Source organism: Arthrobacter sp. E3 (assembly GCF_017353415.1).
Classification (GTDB): domain Bacteria; phylum Actinomycetota; class Actinomycetes; order Actinomycetales; family Micrococcaceae; genus Specibacter.
On sequence record NZ_JAFMPX010000013.1, the window covers coordinates 43601 to 60216 of the forward strand.

At 62.5% G+C, this 16616-nt stretch carries 11 protein-coding genes; 4 read left to right on the plus strand and 7 right to left on the minus strand.

Going from position 1 to position 16616, the window contains the following annotated elements:
- Position 1: 1 nt before the first annotated feature.
- The 4 genes from JMA46_RS07750 to JMA46_RS07765 form a co-directional block, all read right to left on the minus strand.
- Complete coding sequence (locus JMA46_RS07750) at positions 2–1384, minus strand: folylpolyglutamate synthase/dihydrofolate synthase family protein (RefSeq protein ID WP_207344766.1); 1383 nt, start codon at positions 1382–1384, stop codon at positions 2–4.
- Complete coding sequence (gene ileS, locus JMA46_RS07755) at positions 1385–4669, minus strand: isoleucine--tRNA ligase (RefSeq protein WP_207344796.1); 3285 nt, start codon at positions 4667–4669, stop codon at positions 1385–1387.
- A gap of 306 nt (positions 4670–4975) precedes the next feature.
- Positions 4976–5743: an SDR family oxidoreductase gene (locus JMA46_RS07760; RefSeq protein ID WP_207344767.1), complete on the minus strand. Its 768-nt coding sequence runs from the start codon at positions 5741–5743 to the stop codon at positions 4976–4978.
- Between the two features lie 3 nt (positions 5744–5746).
- On the minus strand, positions 5747–6961 hold the full coding sequence (locus JMA46_RS07765; protein ID WP_207344768.1) for a helix-turn-helix domain-containing protein: 1215 nt from the start codon (positions 6959–6961) through the stop codon (positions 5747–5749).
- 163 nt (positions 6962–7124) lie between these two features.
- Here JMA46_RS07765 and JMA46_RS07770 point away from each other — a divergent pair, with 163 nt between their 5' ends.
- Both JMA46_RS07770 and JMA46_RS07775 read left to right on the plus strand, forming a co-directional pair.
- Positions 7125–8843, plus strand: coding sequence for an aldehyde dehydrogenase family protein (locus JMA46_RS07770; RefSeq protein WP_207344769.1), 1719 nt, complete (start codon positions 7125–7127; stop codon positions 8841–8843).
- A gap of 169 nt (positions 8844–9012) precedes the next feature.
- Positions 9013–10638, plus strand: a complete 1626-nt coding sequence (locus JMA46_RS07775; RefSeq protein WP_207344770.1) for a GMC family oxidoreductase N-terminal domain-containing protein — start codon at positions 9013–9015, stop codon at positions 10636–10638.
- 34 nt (positions 10639–10672) lie between these two features.
- On the opposite strand, the gene JMA46_RS07780 is transcribed toward JMA46_RS07775, so the two are convergent.
- On the minus strand, positions 10673–11020 hold the full coding sequence (locus tag JMA46_RS07780) for a DUF488 family protein (RefSeq protein WP_207344771.1): 348 nt from the start codon (positions 11018–11020) through the stop codon (positions 10673–10675).
- 272 nt (positions 11021–11292) lie between these two features.
- On the opposite strand from JMA46_RS07780, the gene JMA46_RS07785 reads away from it, so the two are divergent.
- Positions 11293–11694: a hypothetical protein gene (locus JMA46_RS07785; protein ID WP_207344800.1), complete on the plus strand. Its 402-nt coding sequence runs from the start codon at positions 11293–11295 to the stop codon at positions 11692–11694.
- On the plus strand, positions 11687–14308 hold the full coding sequence (gene valS / locus JMA46_RS07790; RefSeq protein WP_207344772.1) for a valine--tRNA ligase: 2622 nt from the start codon (positions 11687–11689) through the stop codon (positions 14306–14308). The genes JMA46_RS07785 and valS overlap by 8 nt, the downstream gene beginning before the upstream one ends.
- 180 nt (positions 14309–14488) lie before the next feature.
- Here the strand turns inward: valS and JMA46_RS07795 are convergent, their stop codons facing one another.
- Together JMA46_RS07795 and clpX are read right to left on the minus strand one after the other, a co-directional pair.
- A complete protein-coding gene (locus JMA46_RS07795) occupies positions 14489–15115 on the minus strand; it encodes a DsbA family protein (RefSeq protein ID WP_207344773.1) in 627 nt (208 codons plus the stop codon).
- Positions 15116–15228: 113 nt separating this feature from the next.
- Positions 15229–16515 carry an ATP-dependent Clp protease ATP-binding subunit ClpX gene (gene clpX / locus JMA46_RS07800; protein ID WP_207344774.1) on the minus strand — a complete coding sequence of 429 codons (1287 nt, stop codon included), beginning with the start codon at positions 16513–16515 and terminating at the stop codon, positions 15229–15231.
- Positions 16516–16616: the final 101 nt, after the last annotated feature.

Consider the following 16616-nt stretch of genomic DNA (forward strand, 5'->3'; position numbering starts at 1 on the left):
CTCAGGCACCTGCCTTTTCGCCGGGGCGGCCCAGCAGGATGCGGGCTTCGCCCACCACCGTGATGGAGCCGGTGATCAGGACACCGCCGGCGAGGTCGTTGTTGGCCTCGGCCCGTTCAACCGCCCACTCGATGGCGTCGTCGAGCCTCTCGGCAATGTGCACGTCCGCCTCGTCCCAGCCAAGATCCACTGCCATTTCAGCCAGTTCCGCGGCCGGAATGGCGCGTGGCGAGTTGGACTGGGTCAGGCAGATTTCAGCAGCTTCATCGCCGTAGGACTCCCTGATGGTGTTCAGGATTGCCTCGGCATCCTTCTCGACCAGCACGCCCAGCACAATGACCAGCTTGCTGAACGCGAAGGACTCCTGCAGGGCCTTGGCGCTGACAGCGATGCCAGCGGGGTTGTGGGCGGCATCCACCACAATGGTCGGCGAGGTGCGCATGACCTCAAGACGACCCGGGGAGGTGACGGCACCAAAACCCTGCTGGACCAGTTCCAGGTTCAGTTCCTTTTCCCCGCCGCCGAGGAAGGCTTCAAGGGCGGCAAGGGCGACGGCGGCATTCTGCGCCTGGTGTTCGCCGTGCAGCGGCAGCAGGATGCCGGGATAGCGACCGGCCAGACCCTGCAGGTCAAGGCTTTGCCCACCCACGGCAATGGTGCGCGACTCCACACCGAACTCCACACCTTCAAAGCGGAAGTCCGCGTTCACAGAACGTGCCTTGTCGAGGATGACCTGGGCGGCGTCGGCGGGCTGCGCGGCGCTGATGACGAACGCGCCTTCCTTGATAATGCCGGCCTTTTCCTCAGCGATGAGGCCGGTGGTGTCCCCCAGCAGTTCGGTGTGGTCCAGGGAGATGGGGGTGATGACGGCAACCTGGCCGTCGCCCACATTGGTGGCGTCGGTGATGCCGCCGAGGCCCACTTCCATAACGGCCACATCCACGGGCTCGTCGGCAAAGACAGCGAAGGCCAGGATGGTCAGGCACTCGAAGTAGGTCAGCCGCACGTCGCCCGCGGCTTCTAGTTCGGCGTCGACAATGTCCAGGTAGGGGCGGATTTCGTCCCAGATACGCACGAACGTCTCGTCGCTGACGGGGGAACCGTCAATGCTGATGCGTTCGGTGACCTTTGTCAGGTGCGGGCTGGTGTAGCGTCCGGTGCGCAGGTCGTGGGCCAGCAGCCCGGCCTCGATCATGCGCGCCGTGGACGTTTTTCCGTTGGTGCCGGTGATGTGGATGATGGGGAAGGCCTTGTTGGGCTCGCCCAGAATGTCCATGGCCCGGAACAGCGGGTCAAGCCGCGGCTCCATCTTGTTTTCCGGGGCGCGGCCCAGAAGCTCGGCGTAAACACTTTCCACCGAGAATTCATCGTGGTTGGCGCTCATTTAGACGGTGCTCCGTTCAACAGTGATGGTGGTTTCAACGTCACCGGGGATGAGTTCAAGCTTTAGTGTGAGGGTCTCGTTTTTGACCAGCTCGGCGTTGGCGTGCAGGGCGTCGACAATGTCCTGCGGGGCGCTGACGATGGTGCGGATGCGGTCGCTGACCTGCAGGCCCGTGTCCTTGCGGGCCTGCTGGATGGCACGGACCATGTCGCGGGCGGTGCCTTCGGCCAGCAGTTCGTCCGTCAACTCGGTGTTGAGCACCACGAAACCGACGTGCGGCAGCATGGCCACCGCACTGTTTCCGCCGTCGTCCGCTTGGTCAACAACAGTTTCCAGCGTGTATTCGGAGGGTTGCAGTTCAAGGCCGCCCGCCGTCACGGTGCCGTCAACGACCGACCAGTCGCCGGATTTGGAGCCCTTGATGGCGAGTTGGACGTCCTTGCCCAGGCGCGGGCCGGCTGCACGGGCGTTGACCACGAGCTTTTGGCTGATGCCGAACTCTTCCGGTGAGGCGTCCGCGGCGTCGAGGAAACGCACGGAACGTAGGTTCAGTTCCTCGGAGACCATGCCGGCGCCGTCCTTCAGTGCGGCGGCGTTGGGGGCAACCACCGTCAGCTCCTGCAGGGGCAGACGGACGCGCAGCTTGGCGGCCTTGCGCAGGCTGGAGCCGGTGGAGCAGATCTGCTGGATCGCCTCCATCTGCTCCACGAGCGGTGCGTTGGAAACATACAATTCGGCGTTGGGCCAGTCGCTCAGGTGCACCGAACGCCCGCCGGTCAGGCCGCGCCAAATCTCCTCGGTGACCAGTGGCAGCAGCGGGGCTGCCACTCGGCACACCGTTTCCAGTGCGGTGTAGAGCGCGTCGAAGGCGTCCACGTTCTCGTCGAAGAAACGGTTGCGGCTTCGGCGCACGTACCAGTTGGTGAGCATGTCGAAGTACACGCGCAGGGCTTCGCAGGCGCCGGAGACGTCGTAGCCGTCAAGCAGGTCCGTCAGCTCGCGCACCAAATCGCCGGTGTTCGCGAGCAGGTACTGGTCCATGGGGTCGGTGTAGCCGTCGTAGCGCAGCTTGGCGTCGTAGCCGGTGCCGCCGTTGGCCGTGTTCGCGTACAGGGTGAAGAAGCTGTACACGTTCCACATGGGCAGGATGACCTGGCGAACGCCGTCACGGATGCCCTGCTCGGTCACCACCAGGTTGCCGCCGCGCAGGATGGGGCTGGACATGAGGAACCAGCGCATGGCGTCGGAGCCGTCGCGGTCCAGCACCTCGGACACGTCCGGGTAGTTGCGCAGCGACTTGGACATCTTCGCCCCGTCGGAGCCGAGCACAATGCCGTGGCTGATGACGTTGCGGAACGCCGGGCGGTCAAAGAGTGCCGTGGAGAGGATGTGCAGCATGTAGAACCAGCCGCGCGTCTGCCCGATGTATTCGACGATGAAGTCGGCCGGGTTGTGGGTGTTGAACCAGTCCTCGTTCTCGAACGGGTAATGGACCTGGCCGTACGGCATGGAGCCGGAGTCAAACCAGACGTCCAGCACGTCCTCCACGCGGCGCATGGTGGACTGCCCCTGCTCAGGCGTGCGCGGGTCATCCGGGTTGGGGCGGGTCAGCTCATCGATGAACGGGCGGTGGAGGTCCACTTCGCCCGCTTTGTTGACGGGCAGGCGGCCAAAGTCTGCCTGCATCTCGGCGAGCGAGCCGTACACGTCGGTGCGCGGGTACTCTTCGTCGTCGGACTGCCAGACTGGGATGGGTGAACCCCAGTAGCGGTTGCGGGAGATGGACCAGTCGCGGGCGTTGGCCAGCCACTTGCCGAACTGGCCGTCCTTGACGTTGCCGGGGATCCAGTTGATGTCCTGGTTCAGCTCAACCATGCGGTCCTTGAACGCGGTGACTTCCACGTACCAGGAGGAGATGGCGCGGTAGATCAGCGGTGTGCGGCAGCGCCAGCAGTGCGGGTAGCTGTGCACGTAGCTGGCTTGGCGGACCAGGCGCCCGGCCTCGCGGACCACCTTCGTGATGGTCTTGTTCGCGTCGAAGACCTGCACTCCGGCGATGTCGTTCAGCGGCCCGCCGGCAAAGACGGGCAGGAAGTTTGCGCCCTCATCCACGGACAGGACCACCGGGATGCCGTACTGCTCGCACACCTTCTGATCCTCTTCACCGTAGGCGGGCGCTTGATGGACAACGCCGGTACCGTCGGTGGTGGTCACGTAGTCGGCGAGCAGGAACTGCCAGGACTTGGCGGTGCCGTACTTCTCGTCATCGGCAAAGTAGTCCCACAAAGGCTCGTACTTCAGTCCCTCAAGCTCGGCGCCGGCGTAGGTGGCGGTGACGGCGGCGCTCGCGGCAGCAGCGTCGTCGTACCCCAGATCCTTGGCATAGGAGCCCACCAGATCGGCGGCAAGCAGGAACCGCTCCCCCTCGGCGCTGGAACCGTGCGGCCCAACAGGCACGACGGCGTAGCTCACCTGCGGCCCGACGGCGAGGGCCTGGTTGGTGGGCAGTGTCCAGGGCGTGGTGGTCCAGGCGATCGCGGCCACGCCGGCAAGCTCCTGCGAGAGGGCGGATTCCCCGGTCAGGATGGGGAACGTGACGGTGACGGTCTGATCCTGGCGGTCCTTGTAGACGTCCTCATCCATGCGCAATTCGTGGTTGGAGAGGGGCGTCTCATCCTTCCAGCAGTAAGGCAGCACGCGGTAGCCGTTGTAGGTCAGGCCCTTGGAGTGCAGTTGCTTGAACGCCCACAGCACCGACTCCATGTAGTCGACGTTGAGCGTCTTGTAGTCGTTGTCGAAGTCCACCCAGCGGGCCTGGCGGGTGACGTATTCCTGCCATTCGCCAGCATATTTCATGACGGAGGAACGGCAGGCGTCGTTGAACTTGTCGATGCCCATGGCCGCGATCTGCGCCTTGTCCGTCATGCCCAGCTGCTTCATGGCCTCCAGCTCGGCCGGCAAACCGTGCGTATCCCAGCCGAAACGACGCTCCACTCGGCGACCGCGCTGGGTCTGGTAGCGGGCCACCAGATCCTTGGCGTAACCGGTGAGCAGGTGCCCGTAGTGCGGCAGGCCGTTGGCGAAAGGAGGGCCGTCGTAGAAGACGAACTCGTTCGACCCGTCGGCCCCGGCGTCGCGCGCGTCGATGCTGGCCTGGAAGGTGCCGTCTTCGTCCCAGTACTTCAGGACAAGTTCTTCCACCTTCGGGAAATTCACGGAGGCGGGAACATGGTGGGTTTCGGCGTGCAAGCCGGCGGCGGCGGAGGCCTTCGGGAAGTGGGTCATCACATCATCCTGGTTGGGGGCGTTCATGTCAGGATGCAAGGACGGCTTGCGCCGCGGTACCACCTCGCTTACCGTCCCCCTTGCCTTTCAACGCCGGGTGCGGCCGCTCATTGTCTGCTGTGACGGGCTTACCCGTCCGGTTCTACTGGCACAGCACCCGAGTGGGCGCAGTGTGTTCTTCCGGAAGCTCACCGGTGATGGCCGGTTCAACGCTTTGTGTGCCAGTCTACGGGATCGGCGGGGCTGCTGTGCACCGCCTGCGCAGGCGGTGCACATGGGCGGCCCGTGCTCAGTAGCGTCCCGTACTCAGTGGCGGATGAGCTTGTGCGCGGCGGCCTGGGCCACGGGCCGCACCACAAGCTGATCAATGTTGATGTGCTGGGGAAGTTCGACGGCGTAGCGCACCACCTCCGCCACGTCCTCCGGCGTCAGTGGCTCGGCCACACCCTGGTAGGTTTTGGCCGCCGATTCCTTGTCCCCGCCAAGGCGGTTCAACATGAACTCCTCCGTCTGGACAAGGCCGGGAGCCACCTCGATGACACGCACATTGTGTTCGGCTTCTTCCAGGCGCAACGCATTATTCAGGGCGTGCTGGCCGAATTTTGCGGCGTTGTAGCCGGCGCCGCCTTCATAGGCGACAAGCCCGGCGGTGGACGTCAGGTTCAGCACGGTGCCGCGGCCGTGAGCGCGCAGTGCGGGAAGGAACGCCTGGATGACTTTCAGGGTACCCAGCACGTTGACCTGGTACATCCACTCCCAGTCTTGGACACTCGCGCTGCCCACGGGGTCCACCCCGCGCGCGCCGCCGGCAATGTTGATGACAGTGTCCACGCCGCCGTGATTCGCGAAAGCGTTGGTGACGGCGCTGCGGAGGCGGGCGACGTCGTCGTCCTTGGAAATGTCCGCCGGACAGGCAATGGCCCCTGTTTCCGTGGCAAGCTCGGCTAGCCGCTCGGCGCGGCGGGCCACTGCCACCACGTTCCAGCCGTGGGCGCGCAGCGCGCGGACGGTGGCGGCGCCAATGCCGGAGCTGGCGCCAGTGACTACTGCATTGCGGGAAGTGTTTTCAACCATGGATTAAATGTAGCGCCCAAGCCCTCTTCCGAGGGATTCCGGGGTGAGGCGCATCGAGCGCAGCGCCACATACAGCACGGCAGCGTCGGCCGGCCGGGACACGTTCCTTCCTGTCAATTCCGCAATCCGGCCCAGCCGGTATCCAATGGTGTTGCGGTGGCAATGCAGCATGATTCCTGCCTGTGCCGGCGAACCATCGGCGGCAAACCACGCTTCGAGCGTGTCAAGGAGCGGTTCCGCATCAACAGCCGCAGAGAGCGGGCCCAGCACGTTCACGCGCAGTTCACTGGCGTAGCTCGGCTGGGCTGCCAACAGGGTGTCAATGGGCGCCGATCCATAGCTGTGAAAACCCACACTCAACGGCGGAACGCATTCCATGGACAGCTGCGCCTGCCTGACGGCGTCCTTGGCAGTTTGGACGGAGGCGAACGGCCTGCTTGCCCCCACTCGGGATGTTGCTGCTGCTGCGATGATACCGGCGGCCACCGGAATGTCTGCCGCCGATGGGCAGCCCAGCAGGCCCAAATGTTCCCCGGTCCATGTTGTCCACGTTGAGGGGATTCCCGCAGCGCGCAGCCTGCTGCGAATTGATGGCAGCGGATCGGCACCCGTGCCGTCAAGTTCTGCGGCAACGACAAGGTACGTGGCGAGGATGGGAAGCCCCAGCCTGCGCAGCAGCTCCTCCGCCTCCCGCGTGGGGGCTGTGCCCTCGAGCAGTGACAAGAGCATGACCCCGCGCGCCCTCTGATCGCGGCGGTCGATTTCATCAACCACTTCGCGGTACGTCTCAGCTGCCGCGCTGGAGAACGTGTCTACGATTCCCCAAAAGTGCGATGAAACCCGCAACAGGGACTCAGAGCTGCCCAGTGCTGCCGAACGGGCGATCATTTCCTCCCATAGCGTCAGTCCGGCGATTCTATAGGCGCGCAGCAGGCTGGCCATCGGAATCCCGTACTCGGCCTTGAGCCTGCCCGCCATGCGCGCAGCGTCCACGGATTCGGGTGCACCCACAAGCATTTCCAGCAAGCAGCGCACATTGGTGCTCACAATTTCCAGGAGTTGCTCGGGTGTCAGGGTGGCGTCGGCATAGACCTGCTCACCACTGAGAATCTCATCCACAATTCGCCCGCTGAGCTCATCGACGGCGTCGAGCAATTCGGTGAACAATTCTACGGGGCCAACGGTGGCGTCCCTTGTTCCGGGCTGGTGCGAACTCATGCATGAATGATACGCCGTTACACCATCCTTTTTGTGCTCCAGCACAAACGTTCACCGGTAATTGATGTCCCACGCCCATGGTGAACGGGCCTTCACCGGAATACACTCAGTGTCAGGCACCGATCGATGCAAGATCGGCAGAGGCATTAATCGAGGGAGATTCATGACGCTCACATCAGTTCCCACTGATCAGGACCGAAAAATGTTTGACAGTGCAATAGCTGAGCTCGCTGGGGGCGAAAGCGCTTGGGCCGGGATGTCGCTGACGGAGCGCGCCGACCTGCTTGGCCGAGTTCACGAAGCGGTGGCGGCCTCCGCGGAAAGCTGGGTCGGCACGGCAAGCAGCGTCAAGGGTCTGGACCCGGACTCGCAGCTCGTGGGCGAGGAGTGGATTTCCGGGCCGAACCCGGTGCTGTCAGCGTGCGCCGTGCTGGCCGAAAGCCTTAGGGCATTGGCACAGAAGAAGAGCCCTCTGGAAGGCGTAAAATTTGGCACCGCACCGGGTGGTCGTGTCAGCGTTCCAGTGCTCCCCCACAGTGCTTACGAATCGATCCTGCTCCATGGGTTCAAGGCGGAAGTGTGGATGCCCCCTGGTGTGGCTGCGTCCACGGTGCGCTCGCATGCCGGATTGGCCGCCCACCGTCCCTCGCTGACCCACGGTGTGGGGCTGGTCCTGGGCGCGGGAAACATCACCTCCATTCCACCCCTTGACGTCCTGTATGAGCTCATCGCCAACAACCGCCTCACGCTACTCAAGCTCAACCCGGTGATGTCCCGGATGAAAGCCGTGTACGAAAAGGCACTGGCGCCTCTCATCGCAGCGAATCTCCTGCGGATCGTCGACGGTGACGGTGCGGACGGTGGATACCTGGCCCACCACCGCGGCATCTCCCATGTCCACATGACGGGAAGCGCGGCAACGCATGACGCCGTTGTCTATGGTCCTGGACCGGAAGGCCAGGCCCGCAAGGCCGCCAACACGCCGCTGTTGAACAAGCCCATAACCAGTGAACTCGGCGGGGTCTCACCCATCATCGTGGTCCCCGGTCGGTGGACGGCGCGGGACTTGCGCTATCAGGCAGAGCACATCGCCACCATGCGTCTTCACAACGGCGGCTACAACTGCATCGCCGGGCAGGTGGTGCTCATGAGCCGCGATTGGAACCAAAAGGGCGCTTTCTTGGAAGAACTGCGTGCAGCCATGACCCGGACGCCTGAACGCACGCCGTGGTACCCAGGCAGCGGCGACAGGGTTGCCTCAGCCTGTGAATCGTATCCGGGTGCCGAGCAAGTCGGTACGGGCCGTCTCCTCATTGAGCTCACGGCAGCGGACAATGCGCAGACAATGCAAACCACCGAATACTTCTCCCCTGTCCTTGGGGTCATGGAACTCGCCGGCTCCGGCCGTGCGTTTCTGGACGCTGCCATCTCTGCTGCAAACCAAGACTTCGTTGGAACCTTAGGAGCCAATGTCATTGCCGACCCGAAAGACATCAAGTCCATGGGCAAGGGGTTTCGCACATCGATTGCACAACTGCATTATGGAACCATTGCCGTCAACGCCTGGACCGGCGTTGGCTTCCTGACCGCAGCGGCACCGTGGGGGGCGTTCCCCGGCCACATGCTGGAGGACGTACAAAGCGGACTCGGCGTGGTTCATAACGCGCTGCTCATCAGCGAGCCCGAGCGGACGGTGGTCACGGGACCATTCCGCCCCTTCCCGCGCTCCGTTGCCCACGGAGAGTTTGCCCTCTTTCCCAAGCCACCGTGGTTTGTTACCTCGCGCAGCGCAAAAGCAACCGGCAGGCTGCTGAGCAAATTCGCTGCCAAGCCGTCCTGGGCGCGCATGCCGGCAGTCTTCGCGGCAGCCTTTCGCGCCTGAAACGACGAGCGAAACCGCCAAGACGGAACGCCAAGAATCGTCCGCTCCACACCGGCAAGACAGCACGGCCCACCACGAAAGCGAGACAGAGCACCATGATTAACAGCATCCTCCCGGTACTGACCGGAAGTGTCCATGGCAGGACGCAGCCCTTGATGGTGATGGCGGCATGAGCGCTTTGCCAACGGCACCCGGCAGGGTCCACACTGGATCCACGGAAACAGCCGACTACGTCATTGTCGGTGCCGGTTCAGCCGGGGCTGCACTGGCCTGCAGGCTCAGCGAGGACAAGAACACCTCCGTGCTGTTGTTGGAAGCCGGGCCTGTCGATGCGAAAATGGAGATCCACATTCCAGCGGCCTTCTCCTCCTTGTTCCGTTCGGAAGTGGACTGGGACTATGACACCGAACCACAACCTGGACTGAAGAACCGCCGGATATTCTGGCCTCGGGGCAGGATGCTGGGCGGGTCCTCTTCCATCAATGCCATGATGTGGGTCCGCGGGTTCCCTGAAGACTATGACGCGTGGGGTGCGGCGGCAGGGGAAGGGTGGAGCTGGAAATCGCTGTTGCCGTTCTTCACTCGAACGGAACGAGTCGAAGGAGCCAACAACCAGGAAACCGGGTCATCGGGCCCCATGAGCATCGAGGTGCAGCGGAGTCCGCGCTCCCACACCGCTACCTTCCTTGCCGCGGCAAAGGAACTCGGCTACAAAATCATCGCGGCCAACTCCAGCAATCAGGAAGGTTTCAGCCAAACGATGGTGTCCCAATCCAAGGGATCCCGATTCAGCACCGTCGACGGGTACCTCAAACCCGCTCGCAAGCGAACCAACCTCACGGTGCGCACCGACGCCCAGGCCACGCGGGTTCTCTTTGAAGGGACAACTGCCGTCGGTGTCGAATACGTGCAAGACGGCGTGAGCCGCACGCTCCGTGCCGCGAAGGAAGTGATCCTGTGCGGTGGTGCCATCAACACCCCACAACTTCTCCTGCTATCCGGGATCGGAGATCGCGAAGACCTGCAGGCCCTTGGCATCACAGTTATCACTCACTCCCCAGAAGTGGGCAAGAACTTGAAGGACCACCTGGTTGCCTTGTTGGCTGTTGACGCAACCGCAGATACCTTGTTCCTCGCCCAGAAACCCGGGCAGCTGGCGAGCTACCTGTCTCGGAAGAAAGGCATGCTGACCTCGAATGTGGGTGAGGCCTACGGCTTCGTTCGCACCGACCCCGGATTGGAGCTTCCTGACATTGAGCTGATCTTCGCCCCTGTCGCCTTCATTGGCGAAGGGCTTATCGAGCACACAGGTCACGGCATCTCCGTGGGCGCCATTTTGCTGCACCCCGAAAGCACCGGCACCATCCGACTCGCCACGGCCGACCCTCTCGACAAACCACTCATCGACCCGCAGTATCTCAGCGACCCAACCGGAAAAGACCGGACAGCACTCATGGCAGGACTTGCCGTGTGTGAAAAGATCATTGCCAGCGACGCCATGCGCCAGAGCACCAATGGAAACTTCATCCAACCGGCAGGGGCCGGACATCTGCCGGTTGAGGAGCGCGACGATCTCGCCATCAACCAACATGCCCAAACCCTTTACCATCCGGTGGGAACCGCGCGGATGGGGACGGATGAGGCTTCCGTTGTGGATGAACAGCTGAGGGTTCGTGGCGTGAGCGGACTGCGTGTTGCCGACGCGTCGATCATGCCGAATATTATCCGGGGGCATACCAATGCCCCATCCATCGTGATCGGGGAGAAGGCGGCGGCACTCATTCTGGGCTGGTAGCTCCGGGATCACCTGACATGGAAGGCGTGTGCTGTCAGCTGCCGGCTTCGTTGAGGAAGTCCAGCAACACGGCAGCCTGATTTTCATGGTGGTCCTTGGCTCCGTACAGCAGCACCACGTTCTCATGCTCGGAGATGACCTCCCGCAGCTGCGCAACGGCAGGGTTCTCTTTCAGCTCAGCCGTGTAGTCGCGGACAAAGGCCTCGAAGCGCTCCGCCACATGGTCGAAGGCGTTGCGCACCTCGTTGCTGGGCGCCACTTCCTTGAGCCAAACGTCAATTTTGTCCTTTTTGATCCCGCGGGGCCACAGCCTGTCGACCAGAACACGGTACTCCCCCGATTCGGGGTCCTCATATACGCGCAAAATCCGAAGTGTGCCCATATCCGCATCCTAGTCTGGAAACGCGGGCCGCGGCAGGGGAAACTTCGACTCCTGCGCACCATCAGCGCTGTATGTGCCGCCACCCTCTCACTGCTGCGGCACTTTCGCCAGGCATGGTGCGCAGGCGTCACATTCACGTTGCGTGAAGTCCGCCGGGACTGGGCGTTTCCGCACTCCACATCCGGCGGGTACACACGCATGGCCCGTTTGCCACCGTTCCCATCAACGGAAACCACGCCATGGCGGACCAATGCACTGGTGGGGAACACAAAATGTCCCAGCCCCGCGCCAAAGCCGGCCTGGACAACGAACAACTCCACGCCGTCGTCCGTGTCAAAGGGCCGGATGGGTCCCTCGAACGAACGCTGCCACACGGTGGCAAATTGCCCGGCTTTGATGGGTGTGGCCTTGGCGGAACGGAACACGGCTCGACGGCCGACGAGGGTCAGGATGAGGCCGCAGTACGCCGCACTTTCAGGCTGGGCCACGATGTCAGCACAGGCCAGCCCGGCAGGTTCCCAGACGCGTGCCCGCACCTCCAACAACGCTGCATGGCGCATCGGCGCACCTCCCATCACGGCAATATTTGTAGTCCGCATGTTATCAACGCGCGCGGGGTTCCGGGTGCAATCGGGGAACCGGCGCAAAACATGGAAGAATTGGCCCATGGCTGAAAACATTCCGGGCACAGACACGCCCGCACCCACGTCAAGCAACGTTCCCGACAAGCCCGTTCTGGAGGGACTTGAAGAATCCCTGACCAAGCGCTGGCTCGCCGAGGGGACCTACAAGTTCAACCGGGAGACCACGCGGGAGCAGGTGTATTCCATCGACACTCCCCCGCCCACGGCATCCGGTTCGCTGCACGTGGGGCACATGTTCTCCTACACGCAGACCGACGTGCTGGCCCGCTTCCAGCGCATGAACGGCAAGAACGTGTTCTACCCGATGGGCTGGGATGACAACGGCCTGCCCACCGAGCGCCGCGTGCAGAACTACTACGGTGTGCGCTGCGATCCGAAGATCACGTACGACGCCGACTACCGCCCTCCCGCTGCCCCGGCCAAGAACCAGCGTGATTTCGATGTGATCTCCCGCAAGAACTTCATCGAGTTGTGCGAAGAGCTCGCCGTTGAGGACGAGAAGGTTTTTGAGCACCTATTCCAGACACTGGGCCTGTCCGTTGACTGGGAGCTGACGTACCGCACCATCGACGACCACTCCCGTGCCGTGTCCCAGCGTGGGTTCCTGGCGAACCTCGCTGCCGGCGACGCCTACATGGCCGAAGCACCCACGCTCTGGGACGTCACGTTCCGCACAGCGGTGGCTCAGGCCGAGCTTGAGGACCGGGAGATGCCCGGCGCGTACTACCGGTACCCGTTCTTCGCCGAAGACGGCACCAAGATCTACGTTGAAACCACGCGCCCAGAACTGCTGGCCGCCTGCTCCGCTCTGGTGGCCAACCCGGATGACGAGCGCTACAAGCCGTTGTTTGGCAAGAAGGTCACCTCACCGCTCTTTGGTGTTGAGGTGGAGGTTCGCGCCCACGCCCTGGCCAAGGCGGACAAGGGCTCCGGCATTGCCATGGTGTGCACGTTCGGTGACTTGACCGACGTGACCTGGTGGCGCGAGCTGCAGCTGCCCACCCGCGCTATTGTGGGCCGCGACGGCCGCATCCTGGGCGAAAGTCCTGAGTGGATCACCACCGAGGAAGGGCGCGAGAACTACGCCAAGATCGCCGGCAAGACAGTTTTCAGTGCCAAGGAAGGCGTCGTGGCGATGCTGACCGAGGCGGAGCTGGTTGACGGTGAGGTCAAGAAGATCATGCACCCGGTGAACTTCTTCGAAAAGGGCGACAAGCCATTGGAGATCGTCAGCTCACGCCAGTGGTACATCCGCAACGGCGGCCGCGACGAGGAACGCCGCGAACGCCTGATCAACCGCGGTGCGCAGATCGAATTCCACCCCGCATTCATGCGCTCGCGCTACGACAACTGGATCTCCGGCCTGAACGGCGACTGGCTCGTTTCCCGCCAGCGCTTCTTCGGCGTTCCGGTTCCCGTCTGGTACCCCTTGGATGAGGACGCCAACCCGGACTACGACCACCCGATCCTACCCATGACGGACATGCTGCCCGTTGACCCAGCCGCCGATGCGGCTCCGGGCTTCACCGAGGAGCAGCGCAACGCCGCTGGCGGGTTCGTTGGCGACGCCGACGTGCTGGACACCTGGGCCACATCTTCGCTGACACCGCAGATTGTGGGCGGCTGGGGCGTTGATGAGAACTTGTTCTCCACCGTCTTCCCGTTCGACCTGCGTCCGCAGGGCCACGACATCATCCGCACCTGGCTGTTCTCCTCCGCCGTGCGGGCAGATGCCCTGCAGGACACCGCACCGTGGAAGCACGCTGCCATCTCCGGCTGGATCCTTGACCCGGACCGCAAGAAGATGTCCAAGTCCAAGGGCAACGTGGTGGTCCCCACCGACGTGCTCAACGACTTCGGTGCCGACGCCGTCCGCTACTGGGCCGCTTCGGCCAAGCTCGGTGCCGACACGGCGTATGAGATTGCACAGATGAAGATTGGCCGCCGTTTGGCGATCAAGCTGCTCAACGCCTCCAAATTTGTGCTCAACCTTGGGGCCACCGAGGCGAATGTGCTCAGTGCTGACAGCGAGGTGCTGAGCAACCCCTTGGACCGTGCACTGTTGGCCCAGCTGGCAGAAGTGGTGAATGCGTCGACTGCTGCGTTTGAGAAGTACGACTACGCCCGCGCCCTGCAACTGACGGAGAGCTTCTTCTGGCACTTCACCGACGACTACGTGGAGCTCATCAAGGACCGGGCGTATGGTGCGGCCGGCGAGGAGGGTCAGGCGTCCGTGTTGGCTGCACTGGCCACCACGCTTGATTCACTGCTGCGCTTGTTCGCACCGTTCCTGCCGTTCGCCACGGAGGAAGTGTGGGGCTGGTGGCGTACCGCTTCGGTGCACCGCGCACCATGGCCCACCGCCGTTGCCGTGGACGACGGCGACACCACCTTGCTCTCGACCGTCGGGGACGCGTTGAGCGGCATCCGCAAGGCCAAGTCCGAGGCGAAGGTCAAGCAGCGCACCCAGGTGATCTCGGCGACCGTCACTGCCGGTGAAGTACGGGCAGCTCAGCTGGCCGCCGGTTTGGGCGACCTCAAAGCGGCAGCAAACGCCCTTGAGATCACCATTGCCGTGGGTGAGGGCGAGCTGAGCGTCTCCGACGTCGAGCTGGCACCGGCTGAGGAGCCCGCGCAGGCCTGATCCGTTCCGCCGGCACTTAACTTATGCGTCCGATTCGACTGCGAATGGTGCGCCACTGACACCGTGGCGCACCATTCGCAGGTGAATCCGGCGCATAATAATCGGCGTTCGAGAAGCGCGTAAAAAAGTGCCGCCACCCCTGCTTGGGTGACGGCACTTTTTTCGCTTCTCCAACCCTATTTATCTGGCCTGCGGTTCTTCCGTGCGGCTGCGCTTGATCTCAAAGAAGTAGGGGAAACCCGCCAATGTCAGGGTGGCGTCCCACAGCTTGCCGGCTTCTTCGCCGCGCGGAATGCGCGTGATGACGGGACCGAAGAATGCGGTGTCGTTGAAGGCCACAATCGGTGTTCCAACGTCCTGTCCCACTTGGTTGATGCCCTCGGCGTGGCTGGCGCGCAGTGCCACGTCATAACGATCAGTGGTTGCCACAGCAGCCAGTTCTGCAGGCAGCCCAACTTCGGCCAGCGCCTTGGCGATGACGTTGTCAAGATCCCTATTGCCATTGACGTGAATTTCCGTGCCCATGGCGTCGTACAGCGGCTTGATGAACTGGTTGCCATGTTCCTGCGCAGCAGCAGTGATAACACGGACCGGGCCCCAGGCCTTGGCCACATGAGCCTTGTAGTCCTCGGAAATATCCTCGCGATTTTCGTTCAATACCGACAGGCTCATCACGTGCCAGTTGACCTTGATACTGCGAACTTGCTCAACTTCGCAGATCCAGCGTGAAGTTGCCCAAGCGTAGGGGCAGGTGGGATCAAACCAGAAGTCAGCGGTTTCAACAGCGGTTGCATTATTTTCAGTCATGAAAAACCTCCTTGGTAAAGCATGGATGAGAAGGACCAGCACACGGCAGACCCACTAACTCGTACAACCATGTGGAGTGGAAGGCTATTCCGCCGGACGCCCTAGGCCAACTGTCAGGCGGACTTGTTCCTGCGTTTGGCAACCACGTCATGCGGGATGAGCGTCGGCTCAGCCTTCTTGGCAACTACGTCTGCCGTGATGACCACCGACGCGATGTCCTCTCGGCTGGGGAGATCGAACATGACCGGTTGGAGGACGTCTTCCAGGATGGCCCGCAAGCCACGCGCACCTGTTCCACGGGTCAACGCCAGATCCGCGATGGCGTCGAGTGCCTCGTCCTCAAACTCGAGGTCGACGCCGTCGAGCGTGAACATCTTTTGATACTGCTTGACCAGCGCGTTCTTCGGTGCCGTCAGGATCTGGATCAGTGCCGTTCGGTCCAACTGCGTGACAGTGGTGATGACAGGCAGGCGGCCAATGAATTCCGGGATCAGACCAAACTTCAGCAGGTCCTCAGGCATGACGTCGGCGTAAGTGGCCTCCGACTGTTTGAGGGCACTGAGCGGGGCGCCAAAGCCGATGCCTTTTTTCCCGGCCCGTGAGCCGATGATCTCTTCCAGCCCGGCAAAGGCTCCAGCCACAATGAAGAGCACGTTCGTGGTGTCGATTTGGATGAATTCCTGGTGGGGGTGCTTGCGTCCGCCCTGTGGAGGGACCGAGGCAACGGTGCCTTCAAGGATTTTCAACAACGCTTGCTGGACGCCTTCCCCGGATACGTCACGGGTGATGGAAGGGTTCTCCGACTTGCGTGAGATCTTGTCGATTTCGTCGATGTAAATGATGCCGTGTTCGGCCTTCTTGATGTCAAAGTCCGCTGCCTGGATGAGTTTGAGGAGAATGTTCTCCACGTCCTCACCCACGTAGCCGGCCTCGGTCAATGCGGTGGCATCGGCGACGGCGAAGGGAACGTTCAAGCGCCGCGCAAGGGTTTGTGCCAAATAGGTTTTTCCACAGCCCGTGGGTCCTACCAGCAAAATATTCGACTTCGCGATTTCCACTTCGTCATGGATGCCCGTGGAAATGGTGTTGCTTTTGACGGCGTGCCCGGACTGGATCCGCTTGTAGTGGTTGTACACAGCAACCGCCAATGAACGTTTGGCCGGTTCCTGACCAACCACGTATTCCTGCAGGAAATCGAAGATCTCACGCGGCTTGGGAAGTTCGAACGTATCAAGGTCGGCAACTTCGGCCAGTTCCTCATCGATGATCTCGTTGCACAGTTCAATGCACTCGTCGCAGATGTACACCCCGGGCCCGGCAATGAGTTTGCGGACCTGTTTTTGGCTCTTGCCGCAGAAGGAACACTTCAGCAGATCGGTGCTTTCGCCCATCCTGGCCATCAATGTGTCCTTTCGCGCATAACCCGCCGGTGGCGAAGTTACCTCTAAAACTTGTGCGTTCCCGGCCGGTGCCGGGGAACGTCCTACGAACTACATTCCAC